Annotated in this window: 17 protein-coding genes and 1 pseudogene; 11 read left to right on the top strand and 7 right to left on the bottom strand. The window is 70.3% G+C overall.

Annotated elements, in window-relative coordinates:
* Window positions 1-75: 75 nt before the first annotated feature.
* From OG819_RS01090 to OG819_RS01080, 3 genes are all read left to right on the top strand, one after another.
* Entirely contained in the window at window positions 76-1,776 is a 1,701-nt protein-coding gene (locus tag OG819_RS01090; protein WP_266647535.1) for a DUF2264 domain-containing protein, read from the top strand.
* 465 nt (window positions 1,777-2,241) lie between these two features.
* Window positions 2,242-3,018 (top strand): isocitrate lyase/phosphoenolpyruvate mutase family protein, encoded by a 777-nt coding sequence (locus OG819_RS01085; protein WP_266647533.1) that lies wholly within the window; start codon window positions 2,242-2,244, stop codon window positions 3,016-3,018.
* A gap of 257 nt (window positions 3,019-3,275) precedes the next feature.
* Window positions 3,276-3,782, top strand: coding sequence for a CAP domain-containing protein (locus OG819_RS01080; RefSeq protein WP_266647531.1), 507 nt, complete (start codon window positions 3,276-3,278; stop codon window positions 3,780-3,782).
* A 21-nt stretch (window positions 3,783-3,803) separates the two neighbouring features.
* Here the strand turns inward: OG819_RS01080 and OG819_RS01075 are convergent, their stop codons facing one another.
* Entirely contained in the window at window positions 3,804-4,613 is an 810-nt protein-coding gene (locus OG819_RS01075; protein WP_266647527.1) for an alpha/beta fold hydrolase, read from the bottom strand.
* Window positions 4,606-5,199, bottom strand: coding sequence for a TetR/AcrR family transcriptional regulator (locus tag OG819_RS01070; protein ID WP_266647526.1), 594 nt, complete (start codon window positions 5,197-5,199; stop codon window positions 4,606-4,608). Before OG819_RS01070 ends, OG819_RS01075 begins: the two co-directional genes overlap by 8 nt.
* 144 nt (window positions 5,200-5,343) lie before the next feature.
* Between OG819_RS01070 and OG819_RS01065 the strand changes: the two genes are divergently transcribed.
* A complete protein-coding gene (locus OG819_RS01065) occupies window positions 5,344-6,441 on the top strand; it encodes an alanine racemase (RefSeq protein ID WP_266647524.1) in 1,098 nt (365 codons plus the stop codon).
* A 115-nt stretch (window positions 6,442-6,556) separates the two neighbouring features.
* On the opposite strand, the gene OG819_RS01060 is transcribed toward OG819_RS01065, so the two are convergent.
* Together OG819_RS01060 and OG819_RS01055 are read right to left on the bottom strand one after the other, a co-directional pair.
* Window positions 6,557-8,071 (bottom strand): hypothetical protein, encoded by a 1,515-nt coding sequence (locus OG819_RS01060; protein WP_266647522.1) that lies wholly within the window; start codon window positions 8,069-8,071, stop codon window positions 6,557-6,559.
* Complete coding sequence (locus OG819_RS01055; protein ID WP_266652532.1) at window positions 8,046-8,795, bottom strand: aminoglycoside phosphotransferase family protein; 750 nt, start codon at window positions 8,793-8,795, stop codon at window positions 8,046-8,048. Before OG819_RS01055 ends, OG819_RS01060 begins: the two co-directional genes overlap by 26 nt.
* A 622-nt stretch (window positions 8,796-9,417) precedes the next feature.
* Between OG819_RS01055 and OG819_RS01050 the strand changes: the two are divergent.
* Window positions 9,418-9,608, top strand: a pseudogene (locus OG819_RS01050) (cytidine deaminase); the annotation flags it as partial.
* An 81-nt stretch (window positions 9,609-9,689) separates the two neighbouring features.
* On the opposite strand, the gene OG819_RS01045 reads toward OG819_RS01050, so the two are convergent.
* On the bottom strand, window positions 9,690-10,553 hold the full coding sequence (locus OG819_RS01045) for a serine hydrolase domain-containing protein (RefSeq protein ID WP_266647520.1): 864 nt from the start codon (window positions 10,551-10,553) through the stop codon (window positions 9,690-9,692).
* A gap of 980 nt (window positions 10,554-11,533) precedes the next feature.
* Between OG819_RS01045 and OG819_RS01040 the strand changes: the two genes are divergently transcribed.
* Entirely contained in the window at window positions 11,534-12,781 is a 1,248-nt protein-coding gene (locus OG819_RS01040) for an MFS transporter (RefSeq protein ID WP_266647518.1), read from the top strand.
* Here the strand turns inward: OG819_RS01040 and OG819_RS01035 are convergent.
* Window positions 12,712-12,966 (bottom strand): DUF397 domain-containing protein, encoded by a 255-nt coding sequence (locus OG819_RS01035; RefSeq protein WP_266647516.1) that lies wholly within the window; start codon window positions 12,964-12,966, stop codon window positions 12,712-12,714. The genes OG819_RS01040 and OG819_RS01035 overlap by 70 nt on opposite strands.
* Window positions 12,963-13,790, bottom strand: coding sequence for a helix-turn-helix transcriptional regulator (locus OG819_RS01030; RefSeq protein WP_266647514.1), 828 nt, complete (start codon window positions 13,788-13,790; stop codon window positions 12,963-12,965). The genes OG819_RS01035 and OG819_RS01030 overlap by 4 nt, the downstream gene beginning before the upstream one ends.
* Window positions 13,791-13,904: 114 nt before the next feature.
* Between OG819_RS01030 and OG819_RS01025 the strand changes: the two genes are divergently transcribed.
* The 5 genes from OG819_RS01025 (at window position 13,905) to OG819_RS01005 (ending at window position 19,866) form a co-directional block, all read left to right on the top strand.
* Window positions 13,905-14,342, top strand: coding sequence for an ATP-binding protein (locus OG819_RS01025; RefSeq protein WP_266647512.1), 438 nt, complete (start codon window positions 13,905-13,907; stop codon window positions 14,340-14,342).
* A gap of 134 nt (window positions 14,343-14,476) precedes the next feature.
* Window positions 14,477-16,213: a PHP domain-containing protein gene (locus tag OG819_RS01020; RefSeq protein WP_266647510.1), complete on the top strand. Its 1,737-nt coding sequence runs from the start codon at window positions 14,477-14,479 to the stop codon at window positions 16,211-16,213.
* Window positions 16,210-16,788, top strand: coding sequence for a hypothetical protein (locus OG819_RS01015; RefSeq protein WP_266647509.1), 579 nt, complete (start codon window positions 16,210-16,212; stop codon window positions 16,786-16,788). The genes OG819_RS01020 and OG819_RS01015 overlap by 4 nt, the downstream gene beginning before the upstream one ends.
* An 87-nt stretch (window positions 16,789-16,875) precedes the next feature.
* The gene (locus OG819_RS01010; RefSeq protein WP_266647507.1) at window positions 16,876-17,337 is read left to right on the top strand and encodes a hypothetical protein; all 462 of its coding nucleotides are present in this window, start codon (window positions 16,876-16,878) and stop codon (window positions 17,335-17,337) included.
* Between the two features lie 825 nt (window positions 17,338-18,162).
* Window positions 18,163-19,866 carry an IS1634 family transposase gene (locus tag OG819_RS01005; RefSeq protein WP_266647505.1) on the top strand — a complete coding sequence of 568 codons (1,704 nt, stop codon included), beginning with the start codon at window positions 18,163-18,165 and terminating at the stop codon, window positions 19,864-19,866.

Raw genomic sequence — 19,866 nt, 5'->3', positions numbered from 1 at the left:
CCTGGGGCGTTCCGTCCGGAACCGGGGCGCCCCAGGTACCACCCGACCGAGCCGCCGAACCAGGAAGCGCCACTGATGCCCGACGAGGACCGCACCCTCAGCCCGTACACCGGCTACACCCGCGCCCACTGGGAGGCGGCGGCCGACTCCCTGCTCGCCGCGGTCGCCCCGTACGCGACCGAGAACGGCGCCCTCTACCACCTCCCCGGAGAGCACACCAGCTGGTCTGGCCGGCTCTCCGACGGCCTGGAGGGCTACGCCCGCACCCTGCTCCTGGCCGCCTTCCGCCGCGACGAGAAGGCCCTGGAGCGGTACGCCGACGGACTCGCCGCCGGTACGGCGGGCGTCTGGCCGCGCGTCGAGGACCGCGGCCAGCCCCTCGTGGAGGCCGCGTCGATCGCCCTCGCGCTGCGACTCACCCGGCCACTGCTGTGGGACCGCCTGGACGACGGAGTGCGGCAGCGGGCCGCGGCCTGGCTCGGCGACGCGTTGACCGCCGAACCCTGGGCCTGCAACTGGGAGTTGTTCCCGGTGACGGTCGGCGGCTTCCTGGCGGAGATCGGCCACGAGCCCGAGGCGTCGGCGGCCGCGATCGACCGGGGCCTGGAGCGGATCGAGGAGTGGTACGTCGGCGACGGCTGGTACTCCGACGGCCCCGGCCGCGCCTTCGACTACTACAACGGCTGGGCGATGCACCTGTACCCGGTGCTGCACGCATGGCTCGCGGACGACACCCGCCTTCTCGACCTGTACGGCGGCCGGCTGTCCCGCCATCTCCGCGACTACGCCCGGCTGTTCGGCGGCGACGGCGCCCCGATGCGCCAGGGCCGCTCCCTCACCTACCGCTTCGCGACGACCGCCCCGCTGTGGCTCGGCGCCCTCACCGGCCGTACGCCGCTGTCGCCGGGCGAGACCCGGCGCCTGGCGTCCGGCGCGCTGCGCCACTTCCTCGACCGGGGCGCGGTCGACGAGCGCGGCCTGCTCAGCCTCGGCTGGCACGGCCCCGACGAGACGGTCCTGCAGGGCTATTCGGGCCCGGCCTCCCCCTACTGGGCGAGCAAGGGCTTCGTCGGCCTGCTCCTCCCACCGGACCACGAGGTGTGGACGGCGCGGGAGGAGCCTGGCCCGACGGACCGCGCGGACGCCGTCACTCCCGTCGGGCCGCCCAACTGGCTGCTCCAGAGCACGACTTCGGACGGTCTGGTCCGACTTCACAACCACGGCAGCGAGGACGTCCGCTACGACCCCTACTACACGCGGCTCGCGTACTCGACCGCGACCGCGCCCTCGGTGTCGTACGACAACAGCGTGATCGTCGGTGACGATCCGAGCCGGACGGACATCGAACCGCTGGGCGCGGGGGACGGCTGGGTGGCGTCCCGGCACACGGCGGGTGGGGGAGCACGGGTCGTGAGCCTGGTCGTCGCGCGGGGAGCGGTGGAGGTGCGGGCCCACCTGGTGGCGGGAGCGGCAGCGGGAACGCCGGTGCGCGTCACGGGGTGGCCGGAAGCCGACGGCCTGCGCTCCGAACTCCTCCCCGTGCACGGTCTGTCGGACTCGACCGGTGTCATGGCAACCGGCGCCACCCTCTTCGTCGCCCTCGCCCGGCTCACCGGCGAGCCGGACCCCCTGCCCCTCACGGAGGCGGTGTCCGTGCGGGTGGAGGGGGAGTACGACGTCCGCGTGAGCTGGCCCTCGGGCCCCTCGACGTGCTTCGGGTTCAGGGCTTCAGACGGGCGACCTTCAGCGTCGTCGTGGTCGGTGAAGCCCCGCTGAGGGCGCTCGTGTAGGACGGGGTGACAGGGGCGTACGCCCACGTCAAGGTACCGTCCTTCAGCGCCGCCATGTCACCGGAGACGCGCGCCTGGACGACCTTGTCCGGCGTCTTGAAGGCGCCGTTCCAGTCGATCAGGCGCAGGTGGGTGCCGGTGAAGGTGCCGGTGCAGGTGCCGGCCGAGCACTTGGCGTTCTTCAGGGACTCCCAGGGTGGCGGCGGTGCGATGTGGTGGGTCTTGCGTTGGTCATACCGGGTGGTCGCCGCCGCGGGTCGAAAGGTTGCCGCAGGTCGAAAGGTTGCCCGCGCTTCTCGGTGCGCGGTGCGCGGTGCGTGGTGCGCGGTGCGCGGTGGGCGGATACGGTTCGGCGGGCGCCGAAGGATCGCGCGCTTAGCGTTGCGGGTACGAGCGACTCCCCTGGGAGGCCGACACGATGTGGGAGGCCGACATGACTTGGAAGGCCGACATGACCGCGACTTCCTTCGCCGCGCTCCACCACGCCGACGCGCCCCTCCTGCTGCCCAACGCCTGGGACCACGCCTCGGCCGCGTTCCTTGCCGCTCAGGGCTTCGCGGCGATCGGTACGACGAGCCTCGGTGTCGCCGCGGCGGCCGGACTGCCGGACGGGGCCGCGGCGACCCGGGATCTGACCGTGCGGCTCGCCCGGCAGCTCGGCGGCGCCCCGTACCTGCTGTCCGTCGATGCCGAGGACGGATACGGCCAAGACCCGGCCGAGGTCGCCGAGTTGGCGCGCGAACTGGCCGCCGCCGGAGCCGTCGGCATCAATCTGGAGGACGGCCTCGGCCCCGCCGACCTGCACGCGGCGAAGATCGCGGCGGTCAAGGCGGCCGTACCGGACCTCTTCGTCAACGCCCGCACCGACACCCACTGGCTCGGCGACGCTGCCGACGAGCGGGAGACCGTCCGCCGCCTCGACGCCTACCAACAGGCGGGCGCCGACGGTGTGTTCGTCCCCGGCCTGACCGACCCGGCCCGCATCACCGCCCTGCTCAAGACCCTCGACGTACCGCTGAACATCCTCTACTCACCCGCGGGCCCGTCCGTCGCCGCCCTGGCCGACCTCGGCGTGCGCAGGATCAGCCTGGGCTCGTACCTCTACCGGCGGGCACTGGGCGCGGCGCTGGACGCGATGGCGGACATCCGGTCCGGCCGCTCGCCGCGGGGCACCGCGCCGACGTACGACGAGGTGCAGGCACTCAGCGCACAGGACCGCACCTCCTAGGCCTGCTCCAGCTTCTTGACCTGCGCGGAGACCGGCGCCCGGGCGCCGCCCGGAGACGGTCGTCCGACTCGTGAGCCCGGGTGGTGGGGCTTAGGGTGGATCTGTACGAGGAGGCGTTGTCATGCCCCTCACCCGAGCGGCGAAAGAGGCCGCGGGCTGGTGACGGCCAAGGGCGGGGAGGGTGCCGTCACGTTCCTCGCGTCGCGTCGCACGCGATGTCGGGGAGCTGCCGACCGCCCCTGACGAAAGGGAATCCCGTGCGAACCAAGAGCAATCGAATACGTCGTGTCTGCGTTGCCGCGTGTGCGGCCCCTCTGCTGGTGCTCACCGGAGCGGCCGCCGCAGGCGCCGCGGCGACGGTCACCGTCCCCGCCGCCGTGCCGCGCGCCCTGCAGACCTCGCCCGGCGAGGTCCTGCAACTGGTCAACGCCGAACGCGAAAAGGCCAACTGCCCCGCCCTCCACGAGAACGCGCAGCTGACCCACGCCGCCAAGGTCTTCGCGGACGACGCCGCCAAGAACAACCTGACAGACCACACCGGCACCGACGGCTCCACGCCCCAGACGCGCATCAAGGAGGCCGGCTACAACGCGGGGCCGTCAGCGGAGAACATGTCCTGGGGAAAGCCCGACGCCAAGGCGGTCGTTGACGGCTGGATGGGCAGCGGGGGCCACAAGGGCAACATCGTCAACTGCTCGTACACGGACACCGGCGTTGCCGTCAGCGGAAAGTACACAGTGCAGCTCTTCGCAGCGCCTGGTTGATCCCTCCCTCTGCCCGGCGACTCAGAGCGCCTCGGTCAATCGGTCCGCGAAGGCGACCGGGTGCTGGAGGACACCGAGGTGACCGCCGGGGAACTCGACGAAGTCGCCGCCGCTGAGCTCGGCGAGCGAGGCGGCGGTGCGGAAGGGGAGTTGGCCCCGTGATTCGCTTCCGGCACCGAGCGTGAGCCGGGAGGACAGACCCTTCAGGGCGTCCAGATCCAGGGCGTGGGAGGTGAAGGGGCGCAGGACGTGTCCGAGGAAGATGTCCATCGGCGTGTTCTGAGTGTTCCGCGTGCTCTCACCCCCGTCGGCCACAGCGGACGCGGGACGCGGACCGGGCTCCCAACTCCGGCCCTCCAGACCGGCGCCGAGCCGGGCCGCTGCCGCCGCCACCCCCTCCGCACGGTAAATCTCATACACCTCCGTGATCATCGCGTGCTGCCGTGTCGCGTCCGGCAGCACGCCGATGCTCGGTGGCTCGTGCGCGACCACGCGCCGCAGCCGCTCCGGGTGGCGGGCCAGCAGGTCCAGGGCGACAATGCCGCCGGCACTGCTCCCGAAGACGTAGGCGGACTCGCCGTCCGGGAGGAGGGAGTCGAGCAGCTGGTGGGCGCGGTCGCTCCACACCTCCACCCGCTGGTCTTCGACCGGCCCGTCGAGCGGGCCGCGGGACAGCCCGAGCGGGTCGTACGTCACCACGGTGAACCGCTCGGAGAGGCGCGCGACGGCGCCGTCCAGCCCCATGGGGTGACCGGCCCCGCCGGGAATGACCAGCAGCAGGGGCCCGCTGCCCCGCATGTCGTAGTGTCCGGCGTAGTGCCCGTCAAGCATGGTCCTCATCCTTCCGCTCGCTCCGTGGCCAGTGCTCCAGGGCCGTGTGCAGGCCGTCGAGGGCCCGCTCCCACGAGGTCTGTACGTCCCTGGCGGCGTGAAAGCCGCCGATCGCCTCCAGGGCGCAGAAGCCGTGGAAGGTGCTGCGCAGCAGCCGCACGGCGTCGGTGAGGTCGGGCTCGGACAGGCCGTACGCGTGGAGCATGCCGTAGGTGATCTCGGCCGTACGCCGGAACGCGTCGGACGCGGCGCCGACGGCGGGGTCGATCGGCGTGTGCGTGGCGGCGTAGCGGCCGGGGTGCGCGAGCGCGTACGTCCGGTAGGCGCCCGCGAAGGCGACGAGGGCGTCCTTGCCGGCCCGCCCGGCGATCGCCGTGGCGATGCCGTCGATCATCTCGCCCGAGGCCAGCAGAGCGACCCGCGTACGCAGATCGTGCAGGTTCTTGACGTGCGAATACAGACTCGCGTCCTTCACCCCGAACCGGCGCGCCAACGCGGACAGGGTGACGTTCTCGAACCCGACCTCGTCGGCGAGATCGGCCGCGGCCTCGACGACACGGTCGGGAGTGAGCCCGGCACGGGCCATGGGGACCAACCACCTCGGGAGCAGTGCCTTGCCTGATTGCCCGACGGTCTCGCCGTCTGGCTGCCTAGTGGTCCTAGGCAGTGCCCTAATATACACAGGAACGTGGGGAGTGGGAGCTTGTAGTGGACTGGGGAGGACGTAGTGATGCTTGAGCAACAACTGCCCGAAGGGCTCGTCACGCCGGCGCTGGTCGTGGACGCCGACGTACTGGACCGGAACATCGCCCGCATGGCGGAGGCCGCCAGGACCGGCGGCTTCGCGCTCCGGCCGCACGCCAAGAGCCACAAGTGCGCGGAGATCGCGGTGCGCCAGCTCCGGGCGGGTGCGGGCGGGCTGTCGGTGGCGACCCTGAGCGAGGCGGAGGCGTTCGCGGCGGCGGGCGTGGACGACCTGTTCGTCGCGTATCCGCTCTGGCCGGACGAGGGCAGGGCGCGGCGCCTGCGCCGCCTGGCCGACGTGGTCGCGCTACGGGTCGGCGTCGACTCGGTGGAGGCGGCGCGTCGGCTGGGGGGCGCGGTGCGGGGGAGTGACCGCCCGGTGGAGGTCCTGGTCGAGGTGGACTGCGGCACGGCACGGACCGGAGTGCCGGCCGTGGACGCCGGGCGGGTGGCCCGGGCCGCGTCGGACGCCGGGCTCCACGTGCTCGGCGCGTTCGCCTTCCCCGGACACGGATACGGCCATGACCCCGACGCCCGGGAGCGGGCGGCCCGCGACGAGGAACGGGCCCTGGCCGAGGCGGCGGAGGCCCTGCGTGAACTGGGCATGGAACCCCAGGTGTTGAGCGGCGGCTCGACCCCCACGGCCGGCCGCTGGCGCCCCGGCCCGGTCAACGAACTCCGTCCCGGCGTCTACGTCTTCAACGACGCCCAGCAACTGGCCATGGGCTGCTGCGGTGTCGACGACCTGGCCCTCTCGGCGGCCTCGACGGTCATCAGCGTCCCCGCCCCGAACCGCTTCGTCCTGGACGCGGGCAGCAAGGTCCTCGGCGCGGACCGCTCCGCGTGGGTGACCGGCCACGGCTACCTCCCGCGGTACCCCGAGGCGACGATCACCGCCCTGTGGGAGCACCACGCGGTGGTCCACCTCCCGGAAGGCACCCCCGCCCCCCGCCTCGGCTCGGTACTCGCCGTCGTCCCCAACCACGTCTGCCAACCGGTCAACCTCGCGGAGGAACTGGTGATCGCCCGCCAGGGCGTGGAACTGGACCGCTGGAGGGTGGCGGCACGCGGGGCCAATACCTGAGTGATCGGCAACTGGCCGTCAAGCGGTCGTCATCCCTTGAGGAAGGTGGGCGGCTCAGTCGTGGCCGAGGGGCCCCGGCAGGCGTTGCGGACGCGGTTGGCGAATCGGTCTCCGTTCACCGCTCGGCCGACTGGCGGGCCGGAGGTGGTGAGGGGGTCGGGGAGGGAGCAGGGCGCGGGTCGGTAAGCGGTGGCAGGGACGTGGTGACGGGGGTCCCGTTCAGGATCGAGCCGCCCAGTTCGTGGGCGAGGAGGCGGTGGGTTCCGTGCCAGGTGGGGAGTGGGGTGCGGTCGCGGCGCAGGGCCGCGCGGTCGACGGCCTGCAGGGTGGCGTACAGGGCGAACGCGAGGACGAGGACGGACGCGATGAGGGCGTAGACGGGGGTGTAGGTGTGGTCGAACATCGAGCGGTGGGCGTCGACTTCTGAGGAGTTGACGCCGAAGAAGGCGAAGAGGAGCCCCAGGGTCGCGGTCACCGTGGTGACAAAGGTGACGGCGGCGACCGTACGGACGCGGCGCCGGTCGGCGGAGCGCTGCTCGGCCGACTGGATCGACGTCAGCTCGGCCGCCGCAGAGTTGGCGAGGCGGGACAGGCCCCTGCTGATCTTGGCGGCGCGCTCGGTCACCCCCATCGCCTCGTACAGGGCGGTGTGGTAAGCCGTCGGCCTGAGGGAGGGGATCAGCGTGGCCAGATCGGCGGGCGTCTCCACGCTGTAGCCCAGCTCGAGTTCGAGGTGGCCGAGCGCGTCCGTGATGTGTTCGAGCAGGGTGCGCCGTTCGTGGGGGCGGGCGCCGCCGTCCGAACGGTTGCGGAAGTGGCGGGTGTAGGAATCCGCGAGGACCTGGATCTCCCGCAGGCGGGCCGCGGAGGCGACGGCCTGCACGACCGAGAGGAACGCGGCGTTCTCCACGTAGTCCTGATGGCCCGTCAGGAGACTGGCATAGGGACCGAGTGCGCCGGTCGTGGTGGGGCGACGGTTCAGTTCGTCGGGCAGGCAGATGGAACTGTGTTCGGGGCGGGCGGGGAGATCGGCCCGGTAGATGACCCGCTGGACCGTGTCGGCCGACGGGACGTCCGCCGGGGTCGGGGAGGCGCGGAAGACGAGCTGGTGGCGCTCCTGGAGCAGCCCCGGTGTGGTGGCGCCGACCTTGGACGCCGCGAGCTGCTCCAGTCCGACGCCGTCGCACGCGAGGTCCGCGTAGTAGAGGTCTTCGAGGAGGGGGATGCAGGCGATCAGGGGAGCGTCGACATCCAGGGTGAGCGCGAGCAGGATCTGTCCGGAAGGCGCGGTCAGATACCAGAGCGTGGCGGTGGTGATGCTGGTTGCCTCGGCGGACGCGCTCCAGCGGTCGCAGATCACCGTGGTGGGATCGAGCCGCTCGCGGAGCAGGACGCGGGGTAACTGATCGGCGTGCTGCTCGTAGAAGGCGGCGAGCCGACCAAGTTTGAGCAGGCCGGACGGGCCGGCCGGGTGGCCGGGGCCGCCGTCTCCGTCCGCGGTGTCGCCCGGCGCGTACGTCCACGAGGTCGCGTACACCGTCGTCAGCCGGGTGCCGACGCGTGAGACGTACGGGGCGAAGGGCGCGTTCGACGCGGTCTCGGGCTCAGAGGGCGTGCCAGCGGGCGCCAAGGTCGCCCCTCCTCAACGACTCCATGCGCAGCGCGAACTCGGCTGCCTCGGACGGGGAATGAGTGACGTTCTGCATCAGCCAGGTGGTCATGCCGAGCTCCCGTACGGTGCGCAGGGTGCGATAGCCGGGGTGCTTGGTCACGTCGGCGCCGTAGATGTCGACGAAGGCGGCGTACTCGGCGGGCGGCAGCCCGAACCGGTCCACGGCCGTGGCCGTCGGCAGCAGGTCCCAGGCCCGCGGTCCCATGGCGACGGCCTCGTAGTCGATCAGCAGTACCCGCTCGCCGCGCCGCAGCAGATTGCCGCGGTGCGCGTCGCCGTGCACGAGTCCGTACGACGCCGGGTCCGCGGCGACGAGGGCGTGGAAGTCGTCCTCCGCGTCCCGGCAGGCGGAGGAGAGGAAGGCGACGTCGGCCTCCGCCACCCCCTCGGCCTTCTCCAACCTCGATCTCATCAACGGGAAGGGGTTGAGCGGCGGGACGGCGAAGTCCGGTTCCGGCAGCGCGTGCAGGGCACGCAGGAGTCGGGCCAGATCGGAGAGTTGTGGTGCGGGGAGGGCGGTGGGAGGCACGTACTCCCAGAAGGTGACCAACCGCCCCTCCGCCGCGATCGGCTGCGGAAGGTCGTCCCGGGGCGGGAGCGCCGGAAATCCCTGCGCCACGAGCCAGCGGGCGGTGGCCAGTTCCTTGTCCACCTTCGCGGTGAGCGTGTCGGAGCGGGCGATTCGGTAGACCAGTTCCCGTGCCGGGTCGGCGAAGAGCGCGTTCTCGCCGATCCTCAGCAGCTCAAGATCGCTGGGGGGGGGGTGCGCCGACTTCGCCGCAGGCAGCCTTCACTGCGGCCTCGGCCGTGGATTCGGTGAACGCACCGTACTGGGGCGGTTGTTGGGAAGGGCTCATGTCCGGTTCAGCCTTGTCAGGGGAGGTGTGGCTGTCAAGGGAGGCCAGCCGGAATACGCCGGAGACAGGCGACAGGCCAGCGAGGGGTGCTCCGTCCGGGTGAACGCGGCAGAGGCGGTTCACCGGGTGTCTTCCAGGTAGTGCCCCAGCTCAGCTGGTGCCGCTGGCTGCGTCGGCGGTGCGTAGGGCGGAAACCGTCAGCTCCTGAAGTCGCGTGCACGGATGCCCGAAGTGCTCTGCACTGGCGTGATGTGCTGAAGACGCGCGAGTCCGGTTGGGGTACACCCCAGCACCACACTTGCCGGATCGGCGAGAAGCGTCAGGCTGGAGCCCAAATCCGTCTTTCTTGACAGGTGCTTGATGGGTTCATTGAGTCCAGTCTGACGCTTCGGGGTGGGAGAGGGACGGGCTTGTGCGCGTCGGGTATGTCAGGGCCAGCAGCGTCGCGCCGAGCTGGTTCTCCTCGGCGCGGCAGCCGCCCAGGGCGCCTACGAGCTGGACACGATCGTCGCCGTGGGCGACCGCGACCGGGGGTCGTTCCCCCGTGCGGACGGTGCCGCCAGGTCCTTGTCGACCACTTCCCGGCCCTGAAGGTCATCGTCGGGGCAGGCGACCGCCTCCGGACCGCAGGTCGGTGATGGGCACCGGCAGCGTCGGCAACCCGTGTCGGGAATCAACGTCGGCAAACGGTGGCCCCGGAGCCGCTACCCGCCGGCTACTTATTCCCTGGTGCCCGAGGTAGGAGTCCAGGGCCCACTAGGTGTGGCCTGCTGCAGGAGTTTGATGCCCAGTTCGTCGGTACGGTCGGCTTGTCCGGTGAGGCGGTGGACCAGTACCCATCTGCCGTCCGGCACGGCACCGGCGAAAACGGAGGCGTCACCGGTGGCGCCGTTGTGCCAGAGCACGGTGCCGGCTCTCTGCCAGGACAAGGCGGGCTCCCCCAGTTTCTGTTCTACGAGGAGCTTGGTCACCAAGTGAGCGGTGGCCCGCGGGGTGGCCCAGAGCCCGCCGGCGGGCAGGATGGCGCCTGTCATGGTCCAGGGACGACGTGGGCGGCCGAACAGCCCGCGGCTGTGAAGGCATCTGTCTGGCGGCGGAGCGCTGGTTATCTCGGTGATGTCCAGAGGGGCAAGGACGTAGAGATCCAGAAGGTCTTGGTAGGACATACCTGCGGCGGAAGTCAGCGCGGCTCCGAGGATGGCGTATCCGAGGTTGGAGTATTCCTCGGTTTGGCCCGGGGCAGCGGTGGTGAGGGCGTCCAGTCTCTGGAGCACGGCATGCAGGGCGGCATCGTCGAAGGCGGCGTACGGGTCACGCCGTTTCACGTGCGGGGGGAGCCGTGGCAGGCCGGAGGTGTGCTGGGCAAGATGCCTCAAGGTGATGCCGGTTCCCCGCGGAACGGGCAGGAACTGCTCCAGTGGGGTGTCCAACTGGAGCACGCCCCGCGCAGCCAACTGGGCCAGCGCGGTTCCGGTGAGTGTCTTACTCAGAGACCCGATCTGGACGTATGCGTCGAGATCATGTCCATGCAGGGCTTGGGGGGCTTGGCTGCTGCTGAGGATGCAGGTGGGGATGGGGCGCATGGGAGGCTTTCAGTGGGAGGGACGGGGGAGAGCGCAGGCTGCTGTTCCGGCGGGCATCCGGTGCCGGTTGACGGCCACCCATCGGTAGATCTGGCGAGCAAGCAGGCTGATGACTGGAAGCCGCAGACAGAATGCCATCCCGCGGTAGCGACGGGCCGGCGAGGAGCCGAGGAAGCGAGCGAGAGCAGCAGCACCGCCGCCGCAGAGCGCCGTCCCTCCGTCGAGCAGGAGGACTTCCCTGTCCAAGCGCTGGAGGTGGCCGTATCAGAGGCTTGGGGAGGGACTGCCAGGGTGCGGTGAGCATCTGGGGTCGGGCGCGAACGCGGATTTGCTGAATGGCGGCCTGGCAGAAGGCACAGTCGCCGTCGAAGACCAGTAAGGGGCGCTGCACGGTGGCACCGTCCAGGGCAGTGTCGTCCACGAGGGAGGAATTCCTTTCGTTCATGAGGGGCGTGGCGGCGGAGGAATTCGGGGAGCGCGTTGTGGGGCGGCAGTTGAACGAACCGGTGCCTCGATCACCCGCAGATCCGTCACGTCGGACCAGGACCATTGCAGCGGGTCGGGCCCGACGACCTGTGGGCCTGCGGGCGAGAGAAGTACGCCATGTGCCGGCGGGACCGGAGGTGTACCCGGGTACGTCTCTCCCGACTGGATCCAGAAGAGACCGACCATGGTGCCAAGGTCCTGCGGGTGATGCTGGGGTGGCGTTGATTCCAATGTCAGCTCCTTGCTCTTGGCCGGCAGCCGGGAGGCGGCCGGTGCCGGAGCTCCCGAACTTAGGCGGGCTCTTGAGCGATGCTGTTCTGTTTGAGCCACGCATCAGGTGCGGGATGTGCGGTGCGGCGATTCCCGGGTAGTCCTGCTGGCCTCCTCAAGGGAGAGGTTCTTAGTTGCTAGCCTCTTGCTCTTGCATAAGTTGTGCAACAAGCTGGGCGGGTCGTTACCACTCGCCCTGAGTGCGGAGCCACGGGAGCCACGACATGCCCCAGTTGATACCGGACGCCGGACCTCGACGCGTCATCGCCGCCTCGAACTTCGTCTACACCGTCGGCAGTGGCCTCTACCTGACCGCCGGTGTCCTGTACTTCACCCAGGCGGTGCACCTCCCGGCAGCCCAGGTGGGCCTCGGACTCGGCATCGCCGGTTTCGTCTCGCTCGCCCTCGGCATCGCCGTCGGCCATCTCGCCGACACGCACGGAGCACGGGGCGTCTACGTGACCACCCTGGTCATCCAGGCGGCGGCGACGGCCGCCTTTATATCTGCGGACAGCTTCTGGCCGTTCGTTCTCGCGGTGTGCGTGGCCACCGGGGCGAAGGCGGCCGGGCTGGCCGCGCGCTCCCCGCTCATCAGACACTACGGAGGGAACCGCCCTCAGGAATTCCGCGCCTACCTCCGTGCCGTGACCAACGTCGGCATTTCCCTCGGCGCCCTGCTGGCGGGCTGGACGGTCCAGGTCGGCACCCTCACCGCCTACCAGCTCATGGTCATCGGCAACGCCGTCTTCTTCGCCACCTCCGCGGCCATCCTGGTCCTCCTGCCACCGGTCACCCCAGGGACCACCGCCGACGGCCCCCGCTGGACCGCGCTACGAGACCGCCCCTACCTCCTGCTCACCGCGCTCGACGGCATCATGGCCATCCAGTTCAAGGTGCTCACCGTGGCGCTCCCGCTCTGGCTGATCGAGGCCACCGCCGCGCCGCGCTGGCTCATCTCGGGCACCATGCTCATCAACACCGGCATCGTCATCGCACTCCAGGTACGAGCCGGCCGCACCGTTGATTCCCCCACGGCCGGCGGAGGCGCCTACCGGCGGGCGGGCGTGGCCTTCCTCGTCTCCTGCTCCCTGATCTCCCTGTCCGCGGGGACACCCGCGTGGGCCGCGACAGCGCTCCTCATGACAGCCGTCGTCGTCCACGCGGTCGGCGAGCTGTGGCATTCCGCCGCCGGGTTCGAGGTGTCCTTCGCCCTCGCTCCGGAGCACGCCACCGGCCAGTACCTCGGCGTGTTCGGCCTGGGCGCGGGCCTGGCCGAGGCGCTCGGGCCAGGCCTGCTCATCGCGCTCTGCATCACCTGGGGCCGCCCCGGGTGGTACGTCGTCGGAGCGCTGTTCGCTCTTACGGGCCTGGTGGCGCCGCTCATCGTCCGGCGGGCCGAGCGTCAGCGGCGCGCGGTGGATGCGGCGAAGTCGAGGAACTCCGTCCAAGTGGTGGGGGAGAGGGCAAGTTGAGGGCCGGAGGTGTTCTTGGAATCGCGGATGTGGATGGCGGTGGGGCAGGTGGCGACCTCGACGCAGTCGCCGGAGTCGTCGCCGCTGTACGTCGACTTGCGCCAGGAGAGGGCCACTTCGACGCAGTCGCCGGAGCTGTCGCCGCTGTAGGTGCTCTTGAACCAGGCCAGTTCCGTGGTGCTCATAGCGCTCCTCGCATCCGCTCCAGCAGGCTCCGGGAATCGTCAGGGGTGAGAGCCTGTGAACGCAGTTTCGCATAGCGCATGTGGAGCACACTGATCGTTTTCTGGTTGGCGATGAGCTGGCCGCTTTCCTGCCCCTCGCAGTAGCCGAGCCACTCGTTCTCCGGAGTCTCCAGCAGTTGCATAGGTCCATTCAGGCCGGCGTGGACGTGGCGCGTCAGTGGCATTAACTGCACTTCCACGTTGCGCAGTTCAGTGACCGCCAAGACGTGGTCGATCAGTTCGCGTGTTACTACCGAACCGCCGGTTCCCCGCTGGATGACGTACTCCTCGACGATGAAGCTGAACGCCGTGTTGGGCCGCTCGGTGAGCAGTTGCTGTCGGTCCGTGCGTGCGACGATCTGGGCTTCGATCTGGGCGTCCGTCAGCACGGGCACCCGCTCGTTGAAGAGAGTCCGTGCGTACCCCTCCGTCTGAAGCAGCCCCGGCACCAGCCGGTTCTCGAACGTATAGAGACTGATCGCCTGCTCCTCCAGCTCCGCCCACTCGCGGAACCAGGAAGCCAAACCCGGCTGCCGCGTGGCGTACTTCGCCGCCGCCCTCAGTACACCGAACGCATCCAATACCTCCTCCGCCCGCTCCACATACGCCCGCGGCGGCAACCGCCTCCCCTGTTCGATCGACGCCACCGTGGACGGCTGGTACCCCACCAGGGGAGCGAACTCCTCCTGCGTCAGCCCCGCCCGTTTGCGGCAGGCCTTGTGGACCAGGCCGAACGTCTTCAGACTGTCCGACGGTTCGGGCTCGTTCGTGGTGCTGTTGGTCATGCTGGGTATGGTCACGGACGGTGACTCGTACTGTCCACAGCGTGAACTCCTACAGAACGCGGCGTACGAGTGGCGTCGCTGGCAGACCCCCGTGATGCCCGGGACCGTTGAGGCATGCAAGGAGACACCCGGGCCCAAGAACCGGTCACCGTAAGTACGTTCACGCAGCTCTTCAGCAGCACCCCGCGAGGGGCCCGGCTCGCGCGGCGGCTGGTCGCCAACCGGATGGACGTGTGGGGATTCGCGTACGACAGCGAGGCGAGCGAAGACGTGAGCCTGGTCGTGGCGGAGCTGGCCGCGAACGCCGTACGGCACGGCAGCGTGCGCGGGCGCAGCTTCCGCGTACGGCTGGTGCTGCGCGACGGCGTCGTACGAGTGGAGGTGGCCGACGGGCGGACCGAGCGGCTGCCGGTGCCGCGGGAGCCGGACGGCGAAGGCGGGCGCGGACTGGTGCTCGTCGCGGCGCTGGCCGAGCGGTGGGGTGTGGAGCCGCGGATCGGGATGGCCTACAAGGTGGTGTGGGCGGAGCTACGGGTGGGCCAGGGTGGGTAGTTGAGGCGGGAGTGGCGAGTCGACTCGCCCCCATCGCCCGCAGATAACGCGCCCGCCGCCCCGCGTTCACCTTCCGCACCGAATCTCCTCGTGGCGCGCTCTCGCGCTCGCGGCGCACGACTCAGGAGGCAACCATGGGGCACGGGCACGGGCACACGCACGGAGACGGGCACGATCATCACCACCACGGCCACGATCACGGTCACGGCCACGAGAGTGAGTCGCTTCCCGCGGCGTTCGATGCCTCCGTGCCCGACGAGGCCCTGACCCCCGAGCAGCAGTCACGCCGTTCGCTGCTGCGCCGTGCGGGGCTGCTCGGCGCGGGACTCGCCGCCGGCGGCGTGCTCGCGCAGGGGGCGGCGGCGGCCGCACCGGCGTACGCCTCCGGTTCCACGAGCGGTCGGCGACGGGACGGGTTCCTCTGGCTGTCCGGTGACCACCACATCCACACCCAGTACAGCAGCGACGGCAAGTACCGTGTCGGCGACCAGGTCCGGCAGGGCGCCGCACACGGCCTGGACTGGATGGTCATCACCGACCACGGCAGCGAGACGCACGCCAAGATCGGTGTCGACAAGGTCAACCCGGACATCAAGGAGGCCCGGGAGAAGTACGAGGACACGCTCGTCTTCCAGGGACTGGAGTGGAACATCCCGGGCGCCGAGCACGGCACCGTCTTCGTTCACCCCGGCAACAACGAGGTCAGCGTCCTGAAGGCGTTCGAGACGTCCTACGACGGCGCGGTGAAGGGCGCCAGCGGGTCGTCGCCCGCCAACGAGGCGCTCGCCGTCGCCGGCCTCAACTTCCTCGCGGAGCAGGTGCAGCGGCGCAAGGTCAAGGACGCGCTGATGCTCGCCAACCACCCGGCCCGGCGCGGTGTCGACTCGCCGCACGAGATCCGCGGCTGGCGCGACGCGACCGGCTCGGGCCGTCAGATCGCCGTCGGTTTCGAGGGCGCGCCGGGCCACCAGGCGGCCGGCCTCGCCACGCCGCTCGGCATGGGGCGGGCCCGGGGCATCTACGACAACAACCCGAGTGCCGACTCCTTCGCCGGCTACCCGCTGGAGAGCTACCGCACCTGGGGCGGCTTCGACTGGATGACCGCCACGGTCGGCGGCCTGTGGGACAGCCTCCTCGCCGAGGGCAAGCCCTGGTGGATCACCGCCAACTCCGACTCCCACCAGGTGTACACGGACACCGCCGTCCGCGGCGGCCCGGACAGTGACTTCACCGCCAACGGCAAGCACACCGACCCGGTCTACGGCGGCAAGATCGACCTCACCCAGGGCGACTACTGGCCCGGCCAGTTCAGCCGTACCCACGTCGGCGCCGACGGCTTCTCGTATGCCGCCGTCATGGACGGCATACGCGCCGGGCGCGTGTGGGTCGACCACGGGCAGCTCATCAGCGGCCTCGACGCGCGGGTGGCGGGCGGCAGCCGCTGGGCGACCCTCGGTGGCGCGCTGCATGTCAAGAAGGGGCAGAAGGTCACGCTGACGGTGGACATCGCGCTCGCCGACGGCCCCAACTGGGCGGGCTTCGTACCGAAGTTGGCTCGCGTGGACGTCATCCAGGGCGATATCACGGGCGCCGTCGCGGACAAGGACACCTTCACCGCGCCGACCGCGAAGGTCGTCCAGTCGTACGAGGTGAACAAGTCCACGGGCGTGGTGCGTCTCTCGTACTGCCTCGGCGCGGTCGACCGCCCGGTGTACGTCCGGCTGCGTGGTACCGACGGCAACCGTTCCGCCACCGGACTGATGGGCGCGGCGGTTGACCCGGCGGGCCCGGCCGTGGACGTCGTCGGCGACGCGGACCCGTGGAAGGACCTGTGGTTCTACTCCAACCCGGTGTGGATCCTGCCGTCGTGACCGGACGGTACGTCGTCGGGGTGGACACCGGTCTGTCCGGAACCCTGCGGACAGCCGACCATCTCCTCCTCGACCTCGCCGCCGAACTCGGCCTGGACGAAGGGGTGGTGGGCTGCACACACCATGTGCGGGAGGGGCGGCGGCACACCGCGCTGTCCTTCTCCACCCCCTCGGAGCGGGTGGCCCGCGCGGCCTGGCGGTCGCTCACGGAACGGGAGTTCGGCGCCGCCCTCGGCGCCGAGCGGCACGGTCCGCAAGAGCTGGCGGCCGGTGCCGCGCACGCAGCCGCGGAGCACCTCGCGCGCACCGGGGGCCGTGTCGTCCGCTACGCCGGGGTCGACGCCCTCACCGGAACGGTGACCGTCGCCCGGCTGCTGGCCGTCTCCGCGGTGGAGCGGATCGTCGTCCTCGGGGCACCCGACGGTCCCGACCCGGACCAGCGGATCGTCACCCGTGATCACGTACGACCGGAGTGGCGCGAAGGGCGACTGGTCCTGGCCGCGATGCCGGCCGCGGGCGGGACGCTGGTCCCCTTCGAGGTACCGGATCCCACCCCGTGCTGCGCGGACCACTGACCCGAGGTTCCTGGCCAAGGCCAGAGCTGATCGGCCGGACAGGTCCTGGTCGAGGCCGCGGGGGTCGCGCATGGAAACCTGTGCGGCATGGAAACGTTCGCGGGCCGGCTCGACGGCGCCCGGGAGTGGTGGTCTGCCGCCATTGAGGAAGCGCAGGAAGGACGCTGGGTACGTAACGCCCTGGAACGGCAGGTGATGGCGGACATCCGGGCGGCCACCAACCCCCTGCACGGGGGACGGACGGCCCCGTTCACAGAGGACTCGTGGCACGTGCGTATCGGGCGGATCGCCAACTGGGCCGGAGTGCTCCGATTGGCCGCCACGGCAGGCGGGTGGAGACTCCAGCCCGTCATCGGGCACAGCCCCACGCATCCTGCGGGTATGGCCGAACTGCTGTCCGGCGTCTACGCGATCGGTGAGCAGGGCGAGATGTGGATGACGCGGCTTCGAGAGGGCGGGCCGCCACCAGAAGATGAGATCGCCAAGGCCGAGAGCTTCCTGACGGGGCCAGGATCCATCGAGGATCTCGAGTTGTTCTTGTACGACTGACAGCCACATGTGCGCAGGCGGCCTTGAGCGACCGCGAACGCTGGACCGGCAAGAGTGCCAGGGCTCCAGGCAGGCCGCTGGACCGAACTGCCGCCAGGTCTGGGCAGCATCGCTGGGCCGTCTCCGGGCTCCTGCCAAGTTGGCTTCGCCGACCGCTCTGTACAGTGCGCGGCGAGGGGGGCGACATGGTCGATCAGGACTGGGACGACGACACCGACTACCACCCAGCCGTGGGGCGGGCATGGTTCACGGTGGCGATCGCCTCTTGCTGCTCGCTGCTGGTTGTCAGCCTCGCTGCCGCGCTGTTTTCGGCGTGGGCGTCTTCATGGCTCTCGTGGAAGCACTCAGCGGGTAGCCGCTGCTGCGGTATCGCAGCGATCCCAGCCCGGCGTGCCGGTCCCGCTCCGGATCGCCCGTGTCGAATACGCTGCGAGGACGTCCAACCTGGCGTTCTCGACAACGCGTACGCACAAGGGAATGCGGCCCGGTCGCGGCTCTTCACGTCGGTCCGGATGGCGCGGCTGCCGGATGCGGAAGGGGTGTGGCATGAAGTCCCCAGGCGTGCACCTACGGGAGATCACCGACGCAAACCGGGAGGCCGTTCGTGCCCTCCGGGTCCGAGGTGACCAGAAGCAGTTCGTCGCCTCCGTGTCCAAGTCGCTCAAGGCCTGCGTTCCACAGTTGAGCGGGGTTCTCGGGGGTGTGGCAGGGCATCGGTGCAGGTCAGGCGGTTGCACCTAGCGCGAAAGGCCGAAAACGCCTAGTGGCACGATGTTGTCACCCCCATGCCTGTGACATGGAATGATGTGCGTATCGTCTAGCGGCATGTATGTGAAGACGACGTCCCGGCGGAACAAGGACGGGCAGACGGTCCGGTATCTGCAGCTGGCCCACAACGAGTGGGACCCGGCCGTGGGGCGTTCGCGTACGAAGGTGCTGCACTCCTTCGGCCGGGAGGACGAGCTCGACCGCGAGGCGGTGCGCCGACTGGTCGGCGCGCTCTCGAAGCTGCTGGACCCCGCGTCCGCGCTGGCCGCGACCGGCTCGGGAGACCTGTCACTGATCAGTTCCAGGCCGTGCGGCGGGGTGCACGCGCTGGACGGACTCTGGCACCGGCTCGGCCTCGACGGTGTCGTGCACCGCCAACTGGCCGGGCGGCGGCTGGATCCGCGCGTCGAACGGGTGCTGTTCGCGCTGGTCGCCAACCGGGCCCTGGCCGCCTCCAGCAAGCTCGCCGCGACCGAGTGGATCGCCGACGACGTCCACATAGACGGCCTGGAGGCGATCAGTGACGAAGCCTGCTACCGAGCCATGGATTACCTGCTGACCATCGAGCCGGCCCTGGCCAAGGAGACGTACTTCCAGGTCACCGACCTGCTCAACCTGGAGGTGGACCTGCTGTTCTTCGACACCAGCTCCACGTACTTCGAGACCGAGGACGCCGACGAACCTGTCGCCCGCGACGAACACGGCGAGCGCCTGGCCGCCGACGCGCCGGCCGAAGACGCGGTGCGACACGACGGGTTCCGCACCCACGGCAAGTCCAAGGACTCCCGCGACGATCTGCCCCAGGTCGTCATCGGCATGGCCGTCACCCGCGACGGGATCCCGGTGCGGGTGTGGTCCTGGCCCGGCAACACCGGTGACCAGGCCCTGATCCGGCAGGTCCGCGACGACCTGCGCGAGTGGACGCTGTCGAAGATCGTGTGGGTCGCCGACCGCGGCTTCACCTCCGCCGCCAACCGCCGGGCGCTGATGCGCGGAGGCGGCGGCTACATCATCGGCGAGAAACTCCGCACCGGATCACCCGAAGTACGCGCCGCCCTCTCGCGGCAGGGCCGCTATGCGTCCGTGCGCGACAACCTCCAGGTCAAGGAGGTCAACATCGGAACCGACGACCGGTTCGTGATCTGCTTCAACCCCGACCAGGCCACCCGCGACGCCGCGATCCGTCAGCGGATGGTCACCCAGCTCACCGAGGCGATCGAGGCCACGGACAAGCTGCCCAGGCCCGAACGCGACAAGCTGGCTGGGGTGTTGTCCACCAAGCCCGGTCTGAAACGGTTCTTGCGCACCACCCCGAGCGGGCTGCTGCGGGTGGACAAGAAGAAGATCGCCGCCGAGGCCAACCTCGACGGGAAGTACCTCCTGCGCTCCTCGGATCCGAAGCTGTCGGCCGAGGACATCGCCCTGGGTTACAAACAGCTCCTGGAAGTCGAGCGCGGCTGGCGCGACATGAAGCAAATTCTCGATCTCCGCCCCGTTTACCACCGCCGCGAGGACCGCATCCGCGCCCACGTCCTGCTCTGCTGGCTCGCCCTGCTGCTGATCCGCGTCGCCGAGACCTCCACCGGCCAGACCTGGAACCGCCTGCGCGCCGAACTCCAGCGCCTGCACGCGGTCACCTACACCGGCCCGGCCGGCACCTTCCGCCAGTCCACCGACCTCACCAAGCCCCAGCGCGACATCTTCACCGCCCTGAACGTCACCCCGCCCAAGAAGATCATCGATCTGACCGCAGGCCGCTGA

The organism is Streptomyces sp. NBC_01549, assembly GCF_026339955.1.
In the GTDB taxonomy this organism is placed as follows: domain Bacteria; phylum Actinomycetota; class Actinomycetes; order Streptomycetales; family Streptomycetaceae; genus Streptomyces.
Note: the sequence above shows the minus strand (reverse complement) of the source record. Positions and strands in the feature narration are given on the sequence as shown.